This window comes from Streptomyces sp. NPDC048171 (assembly GCF_043202655.1).
GTDB lineage: Bacteria > Actinomycetota > Actinomycetes > Streptomycetales > Streptomycetaceae > Streptomyces.
Genome location: NZ_JBIDAU010000002.1, coordinates 278,433 through 298,302, shown reverse-complemented (window position 1 = coordinate 298,302; position 19,870 = coordinate 278,433). Strand labels below are relative to the sequence as shown.

At 72.4% G+C, this 19,870-nt stretch carries 22 protein-coding genes; 13 read left to right on the top strand and 9 right to left on the bottom strand.

Going from position 1 to position 19,870, the window contains the following annotated elements; all coding sequences use genetic code 11:
- Positions 1-26: 26 nt before the first annotated feature.
- On the bottom strand, positions 27-704 hold the full coding sequence (locus tag ACGF3J_RS05775; RefSeq protein WP_393853519.1) for a PH domain-containing protein: 678 nt from the start codon (positions 702-704) through the stop codon (positions 27-29).
- Positions 705-831: 127 nt separating this feature from the next.
- On the opposite strand from ACGF3J_RS05775, the gene deoC reads away from it, so the two are divergent.
- Genes deoC through ACGF3J_RS05760 form a run of 3 tightly spaced genes read left to right on the top strand, consistent with a single transcriptional unit; the run spans position 832 to position 4,155 of the window.
- The gene (deoC, locus tag ACGF3J_RS05770; RefSeq protein WP_161331918.1) at positions 832-1,815 is read left to right on the top strand and encodes a deoxyribose-phosphate aldolase; all 984 of its coding nucleotides are present in this window, start codon (positions 832-834) and stop codon (positions 1,813-1,815) included.
- A 5-nt stretch (positions 1,816-1,820) separates the two neighbouring features.
- Positions 1,821-3,257 (top strand): aldehyde dehydrogenase family protein, encoded by a 1,437-nt coding sequence (locus ACGF3J_RS05765; protein WP_161331911.1) that lies wholly within the window; start codon positions 1,821-1,823, stop codon positions 3,255-3,257.
- A complete protein-coding gene (locus ACGF3J_RS05760; protein ID WP_161331910.1) occupies positions 3,250-4,155 on the top strand; it encodes an aldehyde dehydrogenase family protein in 906 nt (301 codons plus the stop codon). The genes ACGF3J_RS05765 and ACGF3J_RS05760 overlap by 8 nt, the downstream gene beginning before the upstream one ends.
- An 84-nt stretch (positions 4,156-4,239) precedes the next feature.
- On the opposite strand, the gene ACGF3J_RS05755 is transcribed toward ACGF3J_RS05760, so the two are convergent.
- Positions 4,240-4,644 carry a hypothetical protein gene (locus ACGF3J_RS05755; RefSeq protein WP_161331909.1) on the bottom strand — a complete coding sequence of 135 codons (405 nt, stop codon included), beginning with the start codon at positions 4,642-4,644 and terminating at the stop codon, positions 4,240-4,242.
- A gap of 159 nt (positions 4,645-4,803) precedes the next feature.
- Here ACGF3J_RS05755 and ACGF3J_RS05750 point away from each other — a divergent pair, with 159 nt between their 5' ends.
- A complete protein-coding gene (locus ACGF3J_RS05750) occupies positions 4,804-5,439 on the top strand; it encodes a uridine kinase (protein ID WP_393853518.1) in 636 nt (211 codons plus the stop codon).
- 293 nt (positions 5,440-5,732) lie between these two features.
- Here the strand turns inward: ACGF3J_RS05750 and ACGF3J_RS05745 are convergent, their stop codons facing one another.
- Positions 5,733-6,476, bottom strand: a complete 744-nt coding sequence (locus tag ACGF3J_RS05745) for a SigE family RNA polymerase sigma factor (RefSeq protein WP_161331908.1) — start codon at positions 6,474-6,476, stop codon at positions 5,733-5,735.
- Positions 6,477-6,730: 254 nt separating this feature from the next.
- On the opposite strand from ACGF3J_RS05745, the gene afsQ1 reads away from it, so the two are divergent.
- The 5 genes from afsQ1 (at position 6,731) to ACGF3J_RS05720 (ending at position 10,585) form a co-directional block, all read left to right on the top strand.
- Positions 6,731-7,408 (top strand): two-component system response regulator AfsQ1, encoded by a 678-nt coding sequence (gene afsQ1, locus ACGF3J_RS05740; RefSeq protein ID WP_234955147.1) that lies wholly within the window; start codon positions 6,731-6,733, stop codon positions 7,406-7,408.
- A complete protein-coding gene (locus ACGF3J_RS05735) occupies positions 7,405-9,024 on the top strand; it encodes a HAMP domain-containing sensor histidine kinase (RefSeq protein WP_161331906.1) in 1,620 nt (539 codons plus the stop codon). Before afsQ1 ends, ACGF3J_RS05735 begins: the two co-directional genes overlap by 4 nt.
- Complete coding sequence (locus tag ACGF3J_RS05730) at positions 9,024-9,644, top strand: hypothetical protein (RefSeq protein ID WP_161331905.1); 621 nt, start codon at positions 9,024-9,026, stop codon at positions 9,642-9,644. Before ACGF3J_RS05735 ends, ACGF3J_RS05730 begins: the two co-directional genes overlap by 1 nt.
- A 90-nt stretch (positions 9,645-9,734) precedes the next feature.
- Positions 9,735-10,286, top strand: a complete 552-nt coding sequence (locus tag ACGF3J_RS05725; RefSeq protein ID WP_393853517.1) for a VanZ family protein — start codon at positions 9,735-9,737, stop codon at positions 10,284-10,286.
- Between the two features lie 95 nt (positions 10,287-10,381).
- Positions 10,382-10,585 carry a PspC domain-containing protein gene (locus ACGF3J_RS05720; protein WP_064729508.1) on the top strand — a complete coding sequence of 68 codons (204 nt, stop codon included), beginning with the start codon at positions 10,382-10,384 and terminating at the stop codon, positions 10,583-10,585.
- Positions 10,586-10,671: 86 nt separating this feature from the next.
- On the opposite strand, the gene ACGF3J_RS05715 is transcribed toward ACGF3J_RS05720, so the two are convergent.
- A complete protein-coding gene (locus ACGF3J_RS05715; RefSeq protein WP_161331903.1) occupies positions 10,672-11,040 on the bottom strand; it encodes an ATP-binding protein in 369 nt (122 codons plus the stop codon).
- A gap of 139 nt (positions 11,041-11,179) precedes the next feature.
- Positions 11,180-12,370, bottom strand: a complete 1,191-nt coding sequence (locus tag ACGF3J_RS05710) for an adenosine deaminase (protein WP_161331902.1) — start codon at positions 12,368-12,370, stop codon at positions 11,180-11,182.
- A 157-nt stretch (positions 12,371-12,527) separates the two neighbouring features.
- Here ACGF3J_RS05710 and ACGF3J_RS05705 point away from each other — a divergent pair, with 157 nt between their 5' ends.
- Complete coding sequence (locus tag ACGF3J_RS05705; protein WP_202558893.1) at positions 12,528-13,289, top strand: alpha/beta hydrolase; 762 nt, start codon at positions 12,528-12,530, stop codon at positions 13,287-13,289.
- Between the two features lie 21 nt (positions 13,290-13,310).
- On the opposite strand, the gene ACGF3J_RS05700 is transcribed toward ACGF3J_RS05705, so the two are convergent.
- Positions 13,311-14,264 (bottom strand): LysR family transcriptional regulator, encoded by a 954-nt coding sequence (locus ACGF3J_RS05700; protein WP_161331901.1) that lies wholly within the window; start codon positions 14,262-14,264, stop codon positions 13,311-13,313.
- Between the two features lie 63 nt (positions 14,265-14,327).
- Between ACGF3J_RS05700 and ACGF3J_RS05695 the strand changes: the two genes are divergently transcribed.
- Both ACGF3J_RS05695 and ACGF3J_RS05690 read left to right on the top strand, forming a co-directional pair.
- Positions 14,328-15,611 carry an MFS transporter gene (locus tag ACGF3J_RS05695; protein WP_161331900.1) on the top strand — a complete coding sequence of 428 codons (1,284 nt, stop codon included), beginning with the start codon at positions 14,328-14,330 and terminating at the stop codon, positions 15,609-15,611.
- A 163-nt stretch (positions 15,612-15,774) separates the two neighbouring features.
- Positions 15,775-16,779: a sigma-70 family RNA polymerase sigma factor gene (locus ACGF3J_RS05690; protein WP_161331899.1), complete on the top strand. Its 1,005-nt coding sequence runs from the start codon at positions 15,775-15,777 to the stop codon at positions 16,777-16,779.
- Here the strand turns inward: ACGF3J_RS05690 and ACGF3J_RS05685 are convergent.
- The gene (locus ACGF3J_RS05685; protein WP_237552792.1) at positions 16,672-17,043 is read right to left on the bottom strand and encodes an STAS domain-containing protein; all 372 of its coding nucleotides are present in this window, start codon (positions 17,041-17,043) and stop codon (positions 16,672-16,674) included. The two genes, ACGF3J_RS05690 and ACGF3J_RS05685, sit on opposite strands and share 108 nt — an antisense overlap.
- Positions 17,044-17,187: 144 nt before the next feature.
- On the opposite strand from ACGF3J_RS05685, the gene ACGF3J_RS05680 reads away from it, so the two are divergent.
- Positions 17,188-18,108, top strand: a complete 921-nt coding sequence (locus tag ACGF3J_RS05680; protein WP_161331897.1) for an AEC family transporter — start codon at positions 17,188-17,190, stop codon at positions 18,106-18,108.
- A 1-nt stretch (position 18,109) separates the two neighbouring features.
- Here the strand turns inward: ACGF3J_RS05680 and ACGF3J_RS05675 are convergent, their stop codons facing one another.
- Both ACGF3J_RS05675 and ACGF3J_RS05670 read right to left on the bottom strand, forming a co-directional pair.
- A complete protein-coding gene (locus tag ACGF3J_RS05675) occupies positions 18,110-18,502 on the bottom strand; it encodes a Uma2 family endonuclease (protein ID WP_161331915.1) in 393 nt (130 codons plus the stop codon).
- 66 nt (positions 18,503-18,568) lie between these two features.
- Entirely contained in the window at positions 18,569-19,852 is a 1,284-nt protein-coding gene (locus tag ACGF3J_RS05670) for a thymidine phosphorylase (RefSeq protein ID WP_161331896.1), read from the bottom strand.
- Positions 19,853-19,870 lie beyond the last annotated feature (18 nt).

The following is a 19,870-nucleotide window of genomic DNA, read 5'->3' as shown; positions in this document are numbered from 1 at the left end:
TCCCAACCAGTCCCCCAGCCCCCCCGTCACCCAGTCCCCAACAACACCGCCAACCCCACAACCCCCACCACCACCGGCACCACGACCTCCCACGCCCACCGCACAGCCACCTCACCCCGCGATGTCTCGGCGTCCTTCCGGGCCTCCCACAGCTCCCGCAGCTCGTCCATGACCTTGTCGGCCTCGGCCCGCACCGGACCCTCGTGCACGGCCCCGCCGGAACCGGCCCCCCGACCGCCCCCGAGCAGACCGCCCCGCCCCCGGCCACCCCCGGCGACCCGCCGGGACTCCTGCCGGGCCGCCTTCTTGCGCCCGCGCAGCGAGACCGGAAGGGCCCACAGCTGGTACTTGTCGCCGGCCTCGCTGAAGACCTCGTTGGAGTAGGCGGACCGGAACGACTCGACCTGCCCCCAGGGCAGCACGATCACGCGGAAGGGATTGCGCACCCGCATCCGGTCGTCGCCGGCGAAGACGGCGGGCCGCACCGTGTAGGCGGCGATCAGGGGCACCAGGAAGAGCAGCGCCGCGGCAGCCGTCCACGGAGTGCGCCCCTCGCCGGCGACGACGGCGTCGATACCGAGCCACAGGGCGAGCGCGAGCAGCAGCACGCCGCCGGCGATGCCCGCGGGCGAGCGGTAGACGCGGTCCTTGGACGCGGGCACCGGCGGCTGCGGCGAGGGGGACTGGGGCTCCGGGGTCGTCATGCTGCCGATTGTGCACGACCGGTTGCCGCCGCCGACCGCCGGGACGCTCATGGGCGATGCCGTCAGGACGAATAAGCGCCCGGGACTGTACAGCCGCTACGCGCGTAGATATGCTCGCCTGGTGACCATGCCCACCACTGCACCCGCCGCATCCGCCGCACCCGCGGCATCCGCACACGGACTCGCCGACGTCACCGCGTCCGACAGCACGCTGCGCCGCTTCCTCCACGGACTGCCCGGCGTCGACACGGTCGGCCTGGAGGCGCGCGCCGCCTCGCTCGGCACCCGTTCCATCAAGACCACCGCGAAGGCGTACGCCCTCGACCTCGCCATCTCGATGGTCGACCTGACGACGCTGGAAGGCGCGGACACCCCGGGCAAGGTCCGGGCGCTCGGCGCGAAGGCGGTCCGCCCCGACCCGACCGACCGCACGGCCCCCGCCACGGCCGCGGTCTGCGTCTACCCCGACATGGTGCCCGCCGCGAAGGCGGCCGTCGCCGGCTCGGACGTGAAGGTCGCCTCGGTCGCCACCGCGTTCCCGGCGGGCCGCGCCTCGCTGGCCGTCAAGCTGGCCGACGTGCGCGAGGCCGTGGCCGCGGGCGCGGACGAGGTCGACATGGTCATCGACCGCGGGGCGTTCCTCGCGGGGCACTACATGAAGGTGTACGACGAGATCACCGCCGTACGCGAGGCCTGCGGGACGGCGGCCCGCCTGAAGGTCATCTTCGAGACCGGCGAGCTGTCGACGTACGACAACATCCGGCGCGCGAGCTGGCTCGGCATGCTGGCGGGCGCCGACTTCATCAAGACCTCCACCGGCAAGGTCGCGGTCAACGCCACGCCCTCCAACACCCTCCTGATGCTGGAGGCGGTCCGCGACTTCCGCGCGCAGACCGGCGTCCAGGTCGGCGTGAAGCCGGCCGGCGGCATCCGCACCGCCAAGAACGCGATCAAGTTCCTGGTCCTGGTCAACGAGACCGCGGGCGAGGACTGGCTGGACAACCACTGGTTCCGCTTCGGCGCCTCCTCGCTGCTGAACGACCTGCTGATGCAGCGCCAGAAGCTGGCCACCGGCCGCTACTCCGGCCCCGACTACGTGACGGTGGACTGATCACCATGGCACCTGTTTTCGAGTACGCACCGGCGCCGGAGTCGCGCGCGGTCGTCGACATCGCCCCGTCGTACGGCCTGTTCATCGACGGCGAGTTCACCGACGCCGCCGACGGCAAGGTCTTCAAGACGGTCTCCCCCTCGACCGAGGAGGTCCTCTCCGAGGTCGCCGAGGCCGGCGAGGCGGACGTGGACCGGGCCGTCAAGGCCGCCCGCAAGGCCTTCGAGAAGTGGTCGGCGCTCCCCGGCGCCGAGCGCGCGAAGTACCTGTTCCGCATCGCCCGGATCATCCAGGAGCGCAGTCGCGAGCTGGCCGTCCTGGAGACCCTGGACAACGGCAAGCCGATCAGGGAGACGCGCGACGCGGACCTCCCCCTGGTCGCCGCGCACTTCTTCTACTACGCGGGCTGGGCCGACAAGCTCGACCACGCCGGCTACGGCGCGAACCCGCGCCCGCTGGGCGTCGCGGGCCAGGTCATCCCCTGGAACTTCCCGCTCCTGATGCTGGCGTGGAAGATCGCCCCGGCCCTGGCGACCGGCAACACGGTCGTCCTCAAGCCCGCCGAGACGACCCCGCTCTCCGCCCTGTTCTTCGCGGACATCTGCCGGCAGGCGGGCCTGCCCCGGGGCGTCGTCAACATCGTCACCGGCGACGGCCGCGCCGGCGCCGCGCTGACCGCCCACCCCGACGTGAACAAGGTCGCCTTCACCGGCTCCACGGCCGTCGGCAAGGAGATCGCCCGCACGGTCGCGGGCACCCGCAAGAAGCTCACTCTCGAACTGGGCGGCAAGGGCGCCAACATCGTCTTCGACGACGCCCCGATCGACCAGGCCGTCGAGGGCATCGTGAGCGGCATCTTCTTCAACCAGGGCCAGGTCTGCTGCGCGGGCTCCCGCCTGCTGGTCCAGGAGTCGATCCACGACGAGCTGCTCGACTCGCTCAAGCGCCGCCTGGCCACCCTGCGCCTGGGCGACCCGCTGGACAAGAACACCGACATCGGCGCCATCAACTCCGCCGAGCAGCTGGCCCGTATCACCGCGCTGGCCGACCAGGGCGAGGCGGAGGGCGCCGAGCGCTGGTCCCCGGCCTGCGAACTGCCGTCCTCCGGCTACTGGTTCGCGCCGACGCTCTTCACCAACGTCACCCAGGCGCACACCGTCGCCCGCGACGAGATCTTCGGCCCGGTCCTCTCCGTCCTCACGTTCCGCACCCCGGACGAGGCGGTCGCCAAGGCCAACAACACGCCGTACGGCCTGTCCGCGGGCATCTGGACAGAGAAGGGCTCGCGCATCCTGGCGGTCGCGAACAAGCTCCGCGCGGGTGTGATCTGGTCCAACACGTTCAACAAGTTCGACCCGACGTCGCCCTTCGGCGGCTACAAGGAGTCGGGCTTCGGCCGCGAGGGCGGCCGCCACGGCCTGGAGGCGTACCTCGATGTCTGAGAAGTCCGAGCAGCGTCTCAGCGTGCTGAAGACCTACAAGCTGTACGTCGGCGGGAAGTTCCCGCGTTCCGAGAGCGGCCGGGTGTACGAGGTGACCGACGCAAAGGGCAAGTGGCTGGCGAACGCCCCGCTCTCCTCCCGCAAGGACGCCCGTGACGCGGTGGTCGCCGCGCGCAAGGCGTTCGGCGGCTGGTCCGGCGCGACGGCGTACAACCGCGGCCAGATCCTCTACCGCGTCGCCGAGATGCTGGAGGGCCGCCGCGAGCAGTACGTCGCGGAGGTCGCCGGCGCCGAGGGCCTGTCGAAGTCGAAGGCGGCGGCGCAGGTGGACGCGGCGATCGACCGCTGGGTCTGGTACGCGGGCTGGACCGACAAGATCGCCCAGGTGGTGGGCGGCGGCAACCCGGTCGCGGGCCCGTTCTTCAACCTGTCCTCGCCGGAGCCGACCGGCGTCGTCGCCGTCCTGGCCCCGCAGGAGTCGTCCTTCCTGGGCCTGGTCTCGGTCGTCGCCCCGGTCATCGCGACGGGCAACACCGCGGTCGTGATCGCGAGCGAGAAGTCGCCGCTCCCCGCCCTCTCCCTCGGCGAGGTGCTGGCCACCTCCGACCTCCCCGGCGGCGTGGTCAACGTCCTCTCCGGTCGTACGGCGGAGATCGCCGCCCCGCTCGCAGCCCACCAGGACGTCAACGCGATCGACCTCGCGGGCGCCGACGAGGCGCTGGCGAAGGAGCTGGAGATCGCGGCGGCGGACAACCTCAAGCGCGTTCTGCGTCCACAGGCTGTGGACAACGTGGACTGGTCGGCGGCACCGGGCACCGACCGCATGACGGCGTTCCTGGAGACGAAGACGGTCTGGCACCCGACGGGCGCGCTGGGCGCGTCCGGGTCGTCGTACTGAGACAGCCGCGGCACCGCGCGCACCGAGAGCGAGCCGCGCCCTCCCTCCGTCCGGGGAGGGCGCGGCTCTTCGCGTGCGGGCGCGTCAGCGCAGCAGTTCCGTCGCCTGCCCCAGCACCGGCATGCTGCCGAGGGACTGGGCCTGAGCCACCGGCCCGGTCAGCGCCGTGGACGTCAGCGGCTGGAAGTCGGCGACCTTCGTGCCGACGCCGTTGTCCAGCGGGTCGACGCCGGTGCCTGCCAGCGGGTTGGGCTTGAGGTCGGAGACCGGCCCGGTGACGTAACCGACGGTTCCGGTCAGGGCCTCGGCCCCGGCCTGCGGGTCGATGTTGCCCAGCGAGGTGGGGCGGGTGTGGGCCAGGCCGGCGATCGTCTCACCGCTGTCCGCGGAAGCCGTCGCCGCTCCTGCGGCCAGGGCGGCCCCGGCGGTCGCGAGGGCGACCAGGGCGCGCTGTGCGTGCGGGGTGCGGGGGGACGCGTGTCGGGCCATGCCTGCTGCCACCTCTTGATGTGGATTGCTACGGACTGCCCTGATAACAGCGCACACCGCGATCAGGTCACCGCGCGGCGCGGTCGAGATGTGACGCGGGTTGCAAAGTCCACCCGCGGGGTCGTACGACGGCCGTTCGATGCCTCAGACTGGTGTCCCGTGAGCTCCCATCCGCCCATACCGACCCGAGTCGTGCTGCTCTGCGGCCCCTCCGGCTCCGGCAAGTCCCTCCTCGCGGCCCGCTCCGGTCTCCCGGTGCTGCGCCTCGACGACTTCTACAAGGAGGGGACCGACCCGACGCTGCCGACGGTGCCCCAGAGTTCCGACATCGACTGGGACCACCCCGGGTCGTGGGACGCGGACGCGGCCGTCGCCGCCATCGCGGAACTGTGCGGCACCGGCCGTACCCGGGTGCCGGTCTACGACCTCTCGCTGAGCGCCCGCACCGGCGCGGAAGCGGTCGACATCGGGCGGACGCCGCTGTTCCTCGCGGAGGGCATCTTCGCCGCCGAGCTGGTGACGCGCTGCCGGGAACTGGGCCTGCTGGCGGACGCCCTGTGCCTGAGCCGCGGGCCGGTGACCACGTTCCGCCGCCGCTTCGTGCGGGATCTGCGCGAGGGGCGCAAGTCCGTGCCGTTCCTGCTGCGCAGGGGGTGGCGGCTGATGCGGCAGGAGCGGTCGGTCATCGCCCGGCAGACGGCGCTGGGCGCGTACGCGTGCGACCGCGACGAGGCGATGGGACGGCTGGCGGACGCCGCGGCCGGACGGTGCGCGACGGCGCGTACGGCCGCGTAAGGCGCCGCACCCCGCCCGCCGGCACACCCTCCCGGACAAACGGCACACCCTCCCGGGCAAACGGAAGAGCGGGACTGGACGGACCCCCCGGCCCTCCAGTCCCGCTCTCTTTCCGCTCCCCCGTGGGTCCCCCGTATCCCCCGTGACCCCCGTGGTTCCGTTCCCCCGTGTCCCCCCGGGGCGGTCCCCCGTTGTTCCCCCGTGGTGCTTCCCCGTGAATAAGAGCCCGGCATCCTCCCCCTGATACACCCCGGCTCCTACTTTTTTTCGCGGGCCCCCCGGCCCCCCTGCCCTCAGGCGACCAGTTCGCCGAAGGCGTCCTCCCGGTCACGGCCGAAGCTGAGGACCTCGTCCTCGCGCAGCCGACGCAGCGAGCGCCAGATGCTGGACTTCACCGTGCCGACACTGATGTCGAGGATGTCCGCGATCTCCGGGTCCGTGCGGCCCTCGTAGTAGCGCAGGACCAGCATGGTGCGCTGGAGTTCGGGCAGCCGGGCGAGCGCCTGCCACAGGACCGTGCGCAGCTCGGTGCCGCGCATCGCGTCCATGTCGCCGGGCGTCTCCGGCAGTTCCTCGGTCGGGTACTCGTTGAGCTTGCGGCGCCGCCAGGCGCTGATGTGCAGGTTGGTCATGGTGCGGCGCAGGTATCCGCCGACCGCCGCCTTGTCGCTGATCCGGTCCCACGCCCGGTAGGTCGAGAACAGCGCGCTCTGCAGCAGGTCCTCGGCCTCGAAGCGGTCGCCGGTCAGGTGGTAGGCGGTGGCGTACAGGGAGGCGCGGCGCTCCTGGACGTAGGCGGTGAACTCCGCCTCCGACAGGGAGCGGCGCTCCCCCTCTGCCTCCCCGTACGCGGTTCCCCCGTGCGTCTCCCCCTGGCGGGCGTCGACCACCGTCATGTAACCGGTGTGCTGACGCCCGGTGCCGCGAGCGCACCCCCGCCCGCTCACGGCACCGGACTTGTCGGAACCCCGGTGTCCGTGCACGTCGTGCAGACGCGTGACCACTGCGCTGGTGCTGGTGCCCTTCAGCGTGTTCATCTCGCGCCCCCCGTCGTGGACTTCCGGTGTTCGGCCTGCTGTGGTGCGTCGTGCCTTACTGCGACCTGCTGTGTTGCTCGTGACGAAAATCCTGCCGCGGCGATTTAATGGCCGTGTCCGTCGACTGTCACAGACCTGTCACAGGGGTCTCTCACGGCTGGATCACCGTTCCTTCACAGGGTCCGGCGGCGCGCTGGGCCCGCTTCCGCACCCACAGGTCGAACACCGGCCCCTCCATGGGCCAGAATGAGCCCGTGCCTTCCCTGTTGCTGATCGAGGACGACGACGCCATCCGCACGGCCCTGGAGCTCTCCCTGAGCCGCCAGGGTCACCGGGTGGCCACGGCTGCCAGCGGTGAGGACGGTCTGAAGCTGCTGCGCGAGCAGCGGCCGGACCTGATCGTGCTGGACGTGATGCTGCCCGGCATCGACGGCTTCGAGGTGTGCCGTCGCATCCGGCGCACCGACCAGCTGCCGATCATCCTGCTGACCGCGCGCAACGACGACATCGACGTGGTCGTGGGCCTCGAGTCGGGCGCCGACGACTACGTCGTCAAACCGGTCCAGGGCCGGGTCCTTGACGCCCGGATCCGGGCCGTGCTGCGGCGCGGGGAACGGGAGTCCAGTGATTCGGCGAGCTTCGGCAGCCTGGTCATCGACCGTTCGGCGATGACCGTGACGAAGAACGGCGAGGACCTCCAGCTGACGCCGACCGAGCTGCGGCTGCTCCTGGAGCTGAGCCGGCGGCCTGGGCAGGCGCTGTCCCGTCAGCAGTTGCTGCGGCTGGTGTGGGAGCACGACTACCTCGGTGACTCCCGGCTGGTGGACGCCTGCGTGCAGCGGCTGCGCGCCAAGGTCGAGGACGTACCGTCGTCGCCGACCCTGATCCGTACCGTGCGGGGTGTCGGCTACCGGCTGGATCCGCCTCAGTGACGGAGGAACACCAGGGGGGTTCACGCGGCTGGACCGCGGCTCGCAAGGGAGTCTGGTCCTGGCTGCGCTTCACCAGCCTGCGGCTGCGGCTGGTCCTCGTCTTCGGACTGGTCGCGCTGACCGCCGCCGTGTCCGCGTCCGGCATCGCCTACTGGCTGAACCGGGAGGCGGTGCTCACCCGCACCCAGGACGCCGTGCTGCGCGATTTCGAGCAGGAGATGCAGAACCGGGCGGGCGCGCTCTCCGAGCACCCCACGCAGGACGAGTTGCAGCACACCGCCGGGCAGATGGCCAACAGCAGCCAGCGGTTCGGCGTGCTGCTGGTCGCCGAGGACGCCGACGGGGACACCGTGTACGGCAGTTCCGGCGGCCTGGACGGCTTCGCGCTGTCCGACGTGCCCGAGTCGCTGCGCACCGCGGTGAACAAGGAGCAGAAGCTCACCTCCGCCAACAAGCACCCGTACCACCTGTACTGGCAGCGGATCACCGATGACGACACCCCGTACCTGGTGGCCGGCACGAAGGTGATCGGCGGCGGGCCGACCGGCTACATGCTCAAGTCGCTGGAACCGGAGGCCAAGGACCTGAACTCGCTGGCCTGGTCGCTGGGCATCGCGACCGCGCTCGCCCTGCTCGGCTCCGCGCTGCTCGCGCAGGCCCTGGCGACGACCGTGCTCAAGCCCGTGCACCGGCTGGGGGTCGCGGCGCGGCGCCTGGGCGAGGGCAGGCTGGACACCCGGCTGCGGGTGTCCGGCACCGACGAACTGGCCGATCTGTCAAGGACGTTCAACAGCGCCGCCGAGAACCTGGAGAAGCGGGTCGCGGACATGGCGGGCCGCGAGCAGGCCTCCCGGCGCTTCGTCGCGGACATGAGCCATGAGCTGCGTACGCCGCTGACGGCGCTCACCGCCGTGACGGAGGTCCTGGAGGAGGAGCTGGAGTTCGAGGGCGAGGGCGGGAGTTTCGACCCGATGGTCGAGCCCGCGGTCCGGCTGGTGGTGAGCGAGACCCGGCGGCTCAACGACCTGGTGGAGAACCTGATGGAGGTCACCCGCTTCGACGCGGGCACCGCCCGGCTGGTCCTGGACGACGTCGACGTCGCCGACCAGATCACCGCCTGCATCGACGCCCGCGCCTGGCTGGACGCCGTCGACCTGGACGCCGAGCGCGGCATCCACGCCCGCCTCGACCCGCGCCGGCTCGACGTGATCCTGGCCAACCTGATCGGCAACGCGCTCAAGCACGGCGGTTCGCCGGTCAGGGTGTCGGTGGCGCGGGCGGACGACGAGATCGTCATCCGGGTGCGGGACCACGGACCCGGCATCCCCGAGGACGTCCTGCCGCACGTCTTCGACCGCTTCTACAAGGCGAGCGCCTCCCGGCCGCGCTCCGAGGGCAGCGGGCTCGGCCTGTCGATCGCCCTGGAGAACGCGCACATCCACGGCGGTGGTATCACCGCCGAGAACTCGCCCGAGGGGGGTGCGGTGTTCGTACTGCGGCTGCCGCAGGACCCGTCGCCGCCCACCGACGAGGACGCCGGCGACGGCGACGACGGCGGCACCGGGGGCGTCCCGGACGACGGGAGCAGGGGCAAGGACGCGAAGGGACAGGTCTGATGACCGTACGCCGCCTGCCGGCACTGCCCGGGCTCGCGGTGCTGGCCGCGCTGACCGCACTGCTGGCCGGGTGCGGCATCCGCGCCACGGAGGTGCCCACGGACTACGGTCCGGCGCCGTCGCGGGTGCGCTGCTCGCTCGCCGAGCCGGACATGTCGGCGCAGGACGCGACCGGCGTGCCGGCCCAGGTGTTCCTGCTGTGCGGCTCGTCGCTGGTGGCGGTGGACCGCACGGTGCGGGTGCCGGACGGGGCGTCCGACTCGGGGCGGCGGGTGCTGGTGGCGCAGGGGCTGCTCGACCGGCTCGCGGCGTCGCCGTCGGCCGCCGAGAAGGAGGCCGGGTACACGACGGACGTCCACCGCGGGATCGCCGTGACCGGGCCGCGCGCCGGCGACCCCGACGACACGCTGCGGCTGAGCACCGCGCCCGACGACCTGACCTCGTACGCCCTCGCCCAGGTCGTCTGCACCTTCTCCGACTCGGCGGCGGCCGAGGGCGACGGCTCGGTCGTCCTGGCCGGGCCCGGCGACCGGCCCGCCCGCCGCTACGCCTGCACGGACGAGGTGCGGGCCCGGCCGGGCAGCAACGAGCCGCCGGCCACCGAGGTCAAGGACGGCTGACCACCCCGCGTGGGGGCCGTGTGGCGCAAGCCTCATCCTCGCGCGGGAGAGACCGGAACCGCGCGTGGCGGAGGCCGCGTCTAGGGGGACGTGCAGCGTCATGGGTTCCTCGGCGGCAGCGCCCCGCTCCGCATCCGTGTGACAGGAAGTGTTCTCCTGGTCGCACATCTCGCGTTCGTCGCCTGGTACACGCTGCGCCCACTGGACGTCCCCTGGGTACTGCCGCCCAACCTGCGCCCGCTCGACGGGATCCGCGCCGACGTGGCCCTGGGCTGGCCGGGGGCGGCCCGCTCGCTCGGCGGGGCGCTCGCGCTGCTGGCGCCGCTCGGCGTACTGCTGCCGATGGCCGGGGGGCGGCTGACCGGTTCGCCGCTGGCCTCCCTCCTGCGCACCACGGCCGCGGCCATCCTGCTGTCGCTGGGCATCGAGCTGCTGCAGACCGGGGTGCCCGGGCAGTTCGTCGACGTCGACTCGCTGCTGCTGAACACGGCGGGCGTGGCCCTCGTGCACCTGGCCGTCGTCCCGGCGGGCCGCGCCCGGCTACGCCGCAGGTACCGGCGGGAGGGGCGGCAGGACGTCCCCCGGGAGGAGCCCGCTCAGGGTCGGACCCCGACAATTCCCAGGGTCGGGATCGCCCCGTAGAGCGACGCTATGTTCCGTTCGTCTCCGTAGCGTGGAGGGCAGATGAAGGGGAAGCCGAACGGCAGCCCCGCCCACACGCTCACGAAGGAGCCGCGATGTCCCGCCTCGCCCGCCCCACCCACGGCCGCATGATCGGCGGAGTGTGCGCCGCGCTGGCCCGGCGCTTCGGCACCTCCACCACCACGATGCGGGTGATCTTCGTGGTCTCCTGCCTGCTGCCCGGCCCGCAGTTCCTGCTGTACCTGGCCCTGTGGCTGCTGCTCCCCTCCGAGGAGAAGGCGGCGCGCACGGCCTGGTGACGCGCACCCCTCCCCTCTGGTACGCCGACGGGGCGCACCCGGCGACACCGGGTGCGCCCCGTCGGCGCGTGCGGGGAGGGCGGGACTCAGCCGCCGAGCGGGATGCCGTTGACCGGCAGGCCCTTGGTGGGCAGTCCCTGCACCGGTACACCGCCGAGCTGCTTGGCGACCGGCTCGGTCGGGCCCTCGGCGAGCTGCTCGGCGACCACCTGCTCGACGACCGGCTGCGCGGCGGTCAGGCCGGTGCCGGAGACGCGGCGGCCCTGCTCCAGCGCGTTGCCCGCGCCGGGTGCCACCTGGGAGACGGTCTCCGCGGGGAGGGTGCGGGCGACGGAGTCCACCGTCTGCGCGGTGTTGGGGAGCTCGGGGGCCGCGGTGGCCGCGCCGGCACCGGCGGCGGCGAAGGCGGCACCGAGTGCGGCGACACCGAGGGTCCTGACAGCAGACTGCTTCATGAAATGCGTCCTCGTATTGGGGTGACGGGGATGTGAGCGGTGCTCGACCGTAAACACGCCCCACCTCGCCCGGCAAACATCGAAATGCGGACGGATTGTGAACGCCGGACGGTGTTTCCGTATTACCGTGCGGCCCCGCTCACCCCTCGCCTTCCGAATAGTCGCTGGTCGAAGCGGTCTGCTGGAACAGCCATTCGGACTTCAGCTCGGCATATCCGGGTTTGATGACGTCATTGATCATGGCCAGTCGTTCATCGAAAGGAATGAACGCTGATTTCATCGCATTGACGGAGAACCACTGCATGTCGTCGAGCGTGTAACCGAAGGCGTCGACCAGGTGCTCGAATTCCCGGCTCATACTCGTGTGGGACATCAGCCGGTTGTCCGTGTTGACCGTGGCGCGGAAGTGCAGCCGGCGCAGCAGGCCGATGGGGTGTTCGGCGTAGGAGTCCGCGGCGCCGGTCTGGAGGTTGGAGCTGGGGCACAGCTCCAGCGGGATGCGCTTGTCCCGGACGTACGAGGCGAGCCGTCCGAGCTTGACCGTGCCGTCCCCGTGGACCTGGATGTCGTCGATGATGCGCACGCCGTGGCCGAGCCGGTCGGCGCCGCACCACTGGAGGGCCTGCCAGATGGACGGCAGCCCGAAGGCCTCGCCTGCGTGGATGGTGAAGTGGTTGTTCTCGCGCTTGAGGTACTCGAAGGCGTCCAGGTGCCGGGTGGGCGGGTAGCCGGCCTCGGCGCCGGCGATGTCGAAGCCGACGACGCCCAGGTCGCGGTAGCGGTTGGCGAGTTCGGCGATCTCCAGGGAGCGGGCGGCGTGCCGCATCGCGGTGAGCAGGGCGCCGACGCGGATGCGGTGGCCGTTCTCCCGGGCGCGCCGCTCGCCCTCCCGGAAGCCCTCGTTGACGGCCTCGACGACTTCCTCCAGGGTGAGCCCGCCCTCCAGGTGCTGCTCGGGGGCGTACCGCACCTCGGCGTAGACGACGCCGTCCTCGGCGAGGTCCTCGGCGCACTCGGCGGCGACCCGGACCAGGGCGTCGCGGGTCTGCATGACACCGACGGTGTGCGAGAAGGTCTCCAGGTACCGCTCCAGCGACCCGGAGTCGGCGGCCTGCCGGAACCAGGTGCCGAGCAGGTCGGGGTCGGTCTCGGGCAGGCCCGGGTACCCGGCCTCCCGGGCGAGGTCGACGACCGTGCCGGGGCGCAGCCCGCCGTCGAGATGGTCGTGCAGCAGAACCTTCGGCGCCCGGCGGATCCGGTCCGGTGTCGGCGCGTTCCCTGCCTTCGCGGTGTTCGCCGCGGCGCTATGCGCGGTGTTCTGGCTCGTCATTTCCGCACTCTAACTCCTACGCGCGTAGAACGCGGGGCGAACGCACAGGAACGTGAATGCGGGCGGAACGCGGCGCCCCGGTGTACAGCCGCGCCGATATGTAACGGTGATTGCACGGACAGGTGGCGTACACCCGGTCTTCTGAGAATGTTCTGCCATGGCACAGCAAGCGACGCCGGTCCGACAGGCCCGGCTGGGGCGGACGCTCGGCCCGGAGGGGACGGCGGTGAGCGGAGTGGTGCTGCTGCTCCCCGGCGGTGACGAGGTGTCCGGCCGCAGACCCTCCCCGCTGCTGGCGGCCGCGTCCGTACGGGCGTTGGGGCGCCGGGTGGCGCGGGCGGGGCGGGGCGAGGGGCTGGCCGCGCACGTCGTGCACTACCGCTACCGCGGCTGGAACGGCACCGAGGCGCACCTCGCCCGGGACGCCGACTGGGCCGCCGACGAGGCGGTACGGCGCTACGGAGACGTGCCCGTCTGCCTGGCCGGCATCGGCATGGGCGGCCGGGCGGCCCTGCGCGCGGCCGGGCACGAGGCCGTCAACTCGGTGCTGGCGATCGCTCCTTGGCTGCCGGAGGAGGATGTGGCCGCACCGCCCGAACCGGTGAAGCAGCTGGTCGGCCGGCAGGTGCTGATCGTGCACGGCACGAACGACGAACGCAGCGACCCCGAACTGTCGTTCCGGCTGGCCTCGCGGGCGAAGAAGGCCAACCGCGCGGTGTGCCGTTTCGAAGTGCACTCCGACGGCCACGGGTTGCGTCAGTACCGGGAGGAAGTCGCCGCACTGGCGGAGGACTTCGTGATGGGCACCCTCTTCGGGCAGTCCTTCTCGCGCCCGGTGGAGGACGCGCTGGCCGCTCCGCCGCCGCTGGGGCTGCGGATGCCGCTGGCGGTGGGGTTCGGGAAGTCGTTACGGCGGTAGGGGCCTGGTGGGCCCCTGGGGTCAGGACGGCAGCAGGCTCCCCCTCCTGGAGAGCAGGAACCTCTTGAAGGCGGCCACGGGCGGGGTGTCCGCGCGTCCCGCCAGCCAGGCCACGCCGATCTCCCGGGCCGCGCGCGGGGCGGTGACCGTCAACTCGACCACGCCGGGGCGGGGAACGGCGGGCGGGGGCAGCAGGGCGACGCCGAGACCCGCCGCGACCAGGCCGCGCAGCGTCTCCGCCTCCTCCCCCTCGAAGGCGACCTTGGGACGGAACCCGGCCTCCGCGCACAGGGCGTCGGTGATGCGGCGCAGGCCGTAGCCGGGCTCCAGGGTCACGAAGTTCTCGTCGGCCGCCTCGGCGAGCCGGATGCGCCTGCGGGCGGCCAGGGCGTGGTCGGCCGGCACGACCAGGCGCAGCTTCTGCTCGTCGAGGCGGCGGGCGACCAGGTCGGGGGCGTCCGGGACCGGGGAGGTGAGGCAGAGGTCGAGCTCACCGGCGCGCAGGCGCTCCAGCATGGCCTCGCCGTAGTTCTGGACGAGGCTGAAGCGGACGCGGGGGTGGTCGGCGCGGAAGGCGTGCAGCAGGCCTGGGACGGTCTCGGCGCCCATGGTGTGCAGGAAGCCGAAGGCGACCTTGCCGGTGGCCGGGTCGGCGTCCGCGCGGACCTCCTCGGCGGCGCGCTCGACCTCGGCGAGGGCGCGTTCGACGGAGCCGAGGAAGGTGCGACCGGCGACGGTCAGCGCGAGGGTGCGGCCGTGGCGGACGAAGAGGTCGACGCCCAGGTCGGCTTCGAGGCGGACGAGGGCGCGGGAGAGGGTCGACTGGGGGACGTTCATCTCCTGCGCGGCCCGGGTCACGTGCTCGGTGCGGGCGACGCCGGCGAAGTGCGCGAGGCGGGGCGCGAGCAGCGCGACGATGTCTTCTGTGTCACCGGACCGTGACAGGCGGGCCTGTGAGCTCTGCTGATGCACCATGGGAACGATTATGCCCATTCCATGCATTGGACGGATGAGTCACGGGCTCCGTACGGTCACCGTATGACTCCCGCCGATACCGGGGCGTCCACCACCGTGGGCGCCGCACCCGCAGTCTCCGTCCCCGACACCTCCGACGCGCGCATGGCCCCGGGCGGGCCCGGCTACCGCCGGATGAGCCTCGCCCTCTTCCTCGCGGGCGTCGCGACCTTCGCGCTGCTGTACTCCACGCAGGCGCTGCTGCCGCTGATCTCGGGCGACATGGGCGTCACGGCGAGCGACGCGAGCTGGACGGTGGCCGCCGCGACCGGTGGTCTGGCGGTGTTCGTGCTGCCGATGAGCGCGCTCTCGGAGCGTTTCGGACGGCGTACGGTCATGACGGCGTCGCTGGCGGTCGCGGTGACCGTCGGTCTGCTGGTCCCCTTCGCCCCCTCGCTGCCGGCTCTGGTCGCGCTGCGGGCGGTGCAGGGCGCGGCGCTGGCGGGGCTGCCGGCCTCGGCGACGGCGTACCTCGCGGAGGAGGTCACGCCGCGGGCGCTGGTCACCGCGATCGGCCTGTTCGTCGCGGGCAACAGCGTCGGCGGGATGAGCGGCCGGGTGATCACCGGCTGGGTGGCCCAGGAGTGGGGCTGGCGGGTCGCCGTCGGCGTGATCGGCGTCGTGGCGGTGGCGTGCGCGGTCGCCTTCCGGCTGCTGCTCCCGGCGCCGAAGCACTTCAGGGCGGGCTCGCTGCGCCCCCGCGTGCTGGTCCGCACGGTCCGCGACCACCTCGCCAACCCGTTGCTGCGGCGCCTGTACGCGATCGGCGCGCTGTTCATGACGGTCTTCGGCGGCGTCTACACGGTGATCGGCTACCGGCTGGCGGAGGCGCCGTTCTCCCTCCCGCAGGGCCTCATCGGCTCGATCTTCCTGGTCTACCTGGTCGGTACGGTGTCGGCCTCGACGGCGGGCCGCCTGGTGGGCCGCCTCGGCCGGCGCGGCGCGCTGTACCTGGGCGGCGGCACGACGGCGGCGGGCCTGCTGCTGTCCCTCGCCCCCTCCCTCCCCCTGGTCCTGCTGGGCCTGGTGCTGATCACGGCGGGCTTCTTCGCCGGCCACGCGGTGGCCTCCTCGGCGGTCGGCAAGACCGCCCAGCACGGCCGCGCCCAGGCCTCGGCCCTGTACCAGTCCGCCTACTACGTGGGCTCCAGCGCGGGCAGCACGGTCGGCGCGGTCGCCTTCCACACGGGCGGCTGGACCGGCACCGTCGGCATCGGCCTGCTGGCGGTACTGGGCGTCGTGGCGATCACGGTGACGGGCTCGGTGGCGGCACGGCGCACGGCGGGGGCGGTCGCGGCGGGGGCCTGAGGGTTCCCCGAGGGCCGGGGGCAGGTCGGGGGCCGGACTGTAGGGACCGCCTCGACCTGCGGTTTCATTCGCTGCACAGGCCATTGTCAGTCCCCTGCGGTAGCTTCCGAAGTGCGGGGCGCGAAGACGCGCACGACGGGACGGCCACAGGGGTGGGTGGACGATGACCAACGGCACCATGACGACGGAGCTGGACTCCGCGCTGGAGAAGCACCGGACCGAGCTGACCGGGTACTGCTACCGGATGCTCGGCTCCTCCTTCGAGGCCGAGGACGCGGTGCAGGACACCCTGGTCCGCGCCTGGCGCAGCTACGACAAGTTCGAGGGCCGCTCCAGTCTCCGCTCCTGGCTCTACCGGATCGCGACCAACGTCTGCCTGGACATGCTGACCGCGGGCAACAAGCGGGCCCGTCCGATGGACCTGACGGAGTCCACGCCGCTCGCCCAGGCCGCCCTCTCCCCCCGCCCGGACCACACCTGGCTGGAGCCGATGCCCGACGCCCGCGTGCTGCCCTCGACCGCCGACCCGGCCGAGGCCGCGGTCGCCAAGGAGTCCGTGCGGCTCGCCTTCATGGCCGCCCTCCAGCAGCTGCCGCCCAAGCAGCGGGCCGTGCTGATCCTGCGCGAGGTGCTGGCGTGGAAGGCGAGCGAGGTCGCCGAGCTGCTCGGCACCTCGGTCCCGTCGGTCAACAGCGCCCTCCAGCGCGCCCGCGCCACCCTCGCCGAGCGGGCGGACCGCGGGGACGGCGCGGCAGTCTCCGACCCGCTGGACGAGGAGCAGCAGAAGCTCCTGGAGCGCTACGTCGCCGCCTTCGAGGGCTACGACATGACGGCGCTGACGGCGCTGCTGCACGAGGACGCGGTCATGACCATGCCGCCGTTCGACCTCTGGCTGGCCGGTCCCGAGGACATCACCGGCTTCATGACGACGCTCGGCGCGGCCTGCGCGGATTCCCGGCTGGTGCGGGTGGAGGCCAACGGGCTGCCCGCCTTCGCGCACTACAAGCCGGACCCCGAGGCGGGCGGATACACGCCGTGGGCGGTCCAGGTGCTGGAGATCTCAGACGGCCGGATCACCGGGTTCCACTGCTTCCTCGACACGAAGCGGTGGTTCCCGCTGTTCGACCTGCCCCTCCGTCTCGAAGCGGAGGCCGACCAGGTCCAGTAGGGCGTGCAGGGCGGGATCGGGGTCCCGCAGCCGTATCCGGCCCCCCACCCGCCGGGCGGTGAGCTCCAGGCGGGCCAGCAGGTCCACGACCGCCAGCCCCGGCGGTCCGAGCCCCCCGACGTCGCAGACGATCACCCCGGCGCGGGTGGCTTCCAGCAGCGCGCGCGCCTCGTCGCAGAGCCGGGGTGTCTCCCCTCGGGAGACGGGCCCCGGCAGCACGAGTACGGCGGGTGTCACGGCGTCCACGTGCGGTAGACCCGGCATGCGCCCCGAACTCATCGGTGTCCGCGGGCAGAGATCACATTGACCTGCGCATGCCCTCCGCCGGAGGGTTTGCTGTATGCCCCATGCATCCCCGTGCCCCGCCGTGCCGCCGGACGTCCGCGTCCTCGCCGAGGAGACGTCGCCGTGCAGGGGGTGCTGACCGGGTTCGCGGTCATCGCGGTCGTCATCGCCGTCGGCTACGTTCTGGGGCTGCGCGGCCACCTGGGGCCGCAGGGGCGCGAGGTGCTGACCAAGCTGGCCTTCCACGTGGCGTCCCCCGCCCTGCTGTTCACCACCCTCGCGACGGCCGACCTGTCGGTGGTCTTCTCCAGCCGGCTCCTGGTGACGGCGCTGTCCACGGTGGCGGTGGCCGGGGTCTTCGTCGCGGTGGGCGTGGCACGCCGCTGGGGCGTGGGCAGGACGACGATCGGCGCACTGTGCTCCGGTTACGTCAACTCCGGCAACCTCGGCATCCCGATCGCCGTGTACGTGCTGGGCGACGCCTCCCTGGTGGCGCCGGTGCTGCTGTTCCAGCTGGTGCTGGTGACGCCGGTGGCGGTGACGATCCTGGACCTGTCGGCAGGGGGCGGCAAGGGCCCGCTGTGGCGGCGGCTGCTGACGCCGGTGCGCAATCCGATCGCGCTGGGCTCCCTCGCCGGCGTCGCGGTCGCCGCGACCGGGCTGCGGGTGCCGGACGCGGTGATGGACCCGGTGACCCTGATCGGCAACATGTCCGTCCCGGCGGTGCTGCTGGCCTTCGGCATCTCCCTGTGCGGCTCCACGATGCCCATGCGGGGCGCGGACCGCGAACCGGTGCTGCTGGCGGTGGCGTTGAAGGCGGTCGGCCAGCCCGCGGTGGCCTGGGCGCTGGCGTCGGGGGTGTTCGGCCTGCGGGGTGCCCAACTCCTGGACGTGGTGGTGACGTCGGCACTGCCCGCCGCGCAGAACCTGTACACGTACGCGTCGACGTACGGTGTGGGCGAACGCCTGGCCCGGGACGCGATCCTGGTGTCGACGGTGGTGTCCGTGCCGGTGCTGGTGGGGGTGGCGGCGGTGCTGGGGTGAGTCACGCTTCGGGGAACTCGCTGGTGTGCAGCGTGCACGTGAAGGGTGCCGGCAGCGCGACCGGATCGCCGAACCGTGCCTCACGCAGGGAGCGATAAGTGTCGCCTTCGGGTTCGCTGTGGAGCGTGACCGTCGGGCCGCCGGGTGCCAGGCCGTCGATCAGGAGATACAGCGGGACTCCTGCTCGTGCGTAGCCCGCCAGTTTGTGGATCCGGTCGTTGTTCGCCGTGGCCGGGGAGACGATCTCCCCGACGAGTTCGGCCTCGGACGCGGCAATCACCCGTGCGTCCCCTGCACAGAGCGACTTCTCCGGCATCACAGCGAGGTCCGGCGATCTCGTCCCACACGTTGTCGGCCAGGATGTAGTCGCCGTCGAACTCCCGCATGCGGGCAGTCAACATGCCGAACGGGACCGGCAAGGGTCAACCGGTCCCGTTCACCCGAATAGGGAAACGCCTGGTCAGGCGATGCGTTCCAGCACCACCGGCGACGCCGTGAAGTCCGTGCCCTCCGGGGCGACGTCGTAGGAGCCCTCGATCGCCGCGAGGGCGTACTCGAAGCGGTCCGGGGTGTCGGTGTGGAGGGTGAGGAGGGGCTGGCCGGCCGTGACGGTGTCGCCGGGCCGGGCGTGCAGTTCGACGCCCGCCGCGGCCTGCACCGGGTCCTCCTTGCGGGCGCGGCCCGCGCCGAGGCGCCAGGCGGCGACGCCGATGTCGTAGGCGTCGAGGCGGGTCAGGACGCCGGAGGCACCCGCCTTCACCACGTGCTGCTCCTTCGACGTGGGCAGGGCCGCGTCCGGGTCGCCGCCCTGGGCCGCGATCATGCGCCGCCAGACGTCCATCGCGGAGCCGTCGGCCAGCGCCTTCGCCGGGTCGGCGTCCGGCAGGCCCGCCGCGGCCAGCATCTCGCGGGCCAGGGCGAGGGTCAGTTCCACCACGTCGGAGGGGCCGCCGCCGGCCAGGACCTCGACCGACTCGCGGACCTCGAGGGCGTTGCCCGCGGTGAGGCCGAGCGGGGTCGCCATGTCGGTGAGCAGCGCGACGGTCTTCACGCCGTGGTCGGTGCCGAGGCCGACCATCGTGGAGGCCAGTTCGCGGGCGTCGTCCAGCGTCTTCATGAAGGCGCCCGAGCCGACCTTGACGTCCAGGACCAGGGAGCCCGTGCCCTCGGCGATCTTCTTGGACATGATGGAGGAGGCGATGAGCGGGATCGCCTCCACCGTGCCGGTGACGTCCCGGAGGGCGTACAGCTTCTTGTCGGCGGGTGCGAGGCCGTCACCCGCCGCGCAGATCACCGCGCCGGTGGTGTCCAGGACGTTCAGCATCTCCTCGTTGGAGAGGAGGGCGCGCCAGCCCGGGATGGACTCCAGCTTGTCCAGCGTGCCTCCGGTGTGGCCGAGGCCGCGGCCGGAGAGCTGCGGGACGGCCGCGCCGCACGCCGCCACCAGGGGCGCGAGCGGCAGCGTGATCTTGTCGCCGACGCCGCCCGTGGAGTGCTTGTCGGCGGTGGGGCGGGACAGGGACGAGAACTCCATCCGCTCGCCGGAGGCGATCATGGCGGCCGTCCAGCGGGCGATCTCGCCGCGGTTCATGCCGTTGAGCAGGATCGCCATCGCCAGCGACGACATCTGCTCGTCGGCCACCTCGCCGCGCGTGTAGGCGTCGATGACCCAGTCGATCTGCTCGCCGCTGAGTTCGCCGCGGTCCCGCTTGGTGCGGATGACGGAGATGACGTCCATGCCCATGTATGGCTTTCCTAACGG

Bases quoted from the DNA above. Each gene is read 5' to 3' on its own strand.
- ACGF3J_RS05760 (WP_161331910.1), top strand. From the start codon at position 3,250: ATGTCTGAGAAGTCCGAGCAGCGTCTCAGCGTGCTGAAGACCTACAAG.
- ACGF3J_RS05720 (WP_064729508.1), top strand. From the start codon at position 10,382: ATGTCCCGCCTCGCCCGCCCCACCCACGGCCGCATGATCGGCGGAGTG.
- ACGF3J_RS05745 (WP_161331908.1), bottom strand. From the start codon at position 6,476: ATGAACACGCTGAAGGGCACCAGCACCAGCGCAGTGGTCACGCGTCTG.
- ACGF3J_RS05700 (WP_161331901.1), bottom strand. From the start codon at position 14,264: ATGGTGCATCAGCAGAGCTCACAGGCCCGCCTGTCACGGTCCGGTGAC.
- ACGF3J_RS05705 (WP_202558893.1), top strand. From the start codon at position 12,528: ATGGCACAGCAAGCGACGCCGGTCCGACAGGCCCGGCTGGGGCGGACG.
- ACGF3J_RS05715 (WP_161331903.1), bottom strand. From the start codon at position 11,040: ATGAAGCAGTCTGCTGTCAGGACCCTCGGTGTCGCCGCACTCGGTGCC.
- ACGF3J_RS05710 (WP_161331902.1), bottom strand. From the start codon at position 12,370: ATGACGAGCCAGAACACCGCGCATAGCGCCGCGGCGAACACCGCGAAG.
- ACGF3J_RS05730 (WP_161331905.1), top strand. From the start codon at position 9,024: ATGACCGTACGCCGCCTGCCGGCACTGCCCGGGCTCGCGGTGCTGGCC.
- ACGF3J_RS05765 (WP_161331911.1), top strand. From the start codon at position 1,821: ATGGCACCTGTTTTCGAGTACGCACCGGCGCCGGAGTCGCGCGCGGTC.
- ACGF3J_RS05670 (WP_161331896.1), bottom strand. From the start codon at position 19,852: ATGGGCATGGACGTCATCTCCGTCATCCGCACCAAGCGGGACCGCGGC.
- ACGF3J_RS05685 (WP_237552792.1), bottom strand. From the start codon at position 17,043: ATGCCGGGTCTACCGCACGTGGACGCCGTGACACCCGCCGTACTCGTG.
- deoC (WP_161331918.1), top strand. From the start codon at position 832: ATGCCCACCACTGCACCCGCCGCATCCGCCGCACCCGCGGCATCCGCA.
- ACGF3J_RS05775 (WP_393853519.1), bottom strand. From the start codon at position 704: ATGACGACCCCGGAGCCCCAGTCCCCCTCGCCGCAGCCGCCGGTGCCC.
- ACGF3J_RS05695 (WP_161331900.1), top strand. From the start codon at position 14,328: ATGACTCCCGCCGATACCGGGGCGTCCACCACCGTGGGCGCCGCACCC.
- ACGF3J_RS05755 (WP_161331909.1), bottom strand. From the start codon at position 4,644: ATGGCCCGACACGCGTCCCCCCGCACCCCGCACGCACAGCGCGCCCTG.
- ACGF3J_RS05690 (WP_161331899.1), top strand. From the start codon at position 15,775: ATGACCAACGGCACCATGACGACGGAGCTGGACTCCGCGCTGGAGAAG.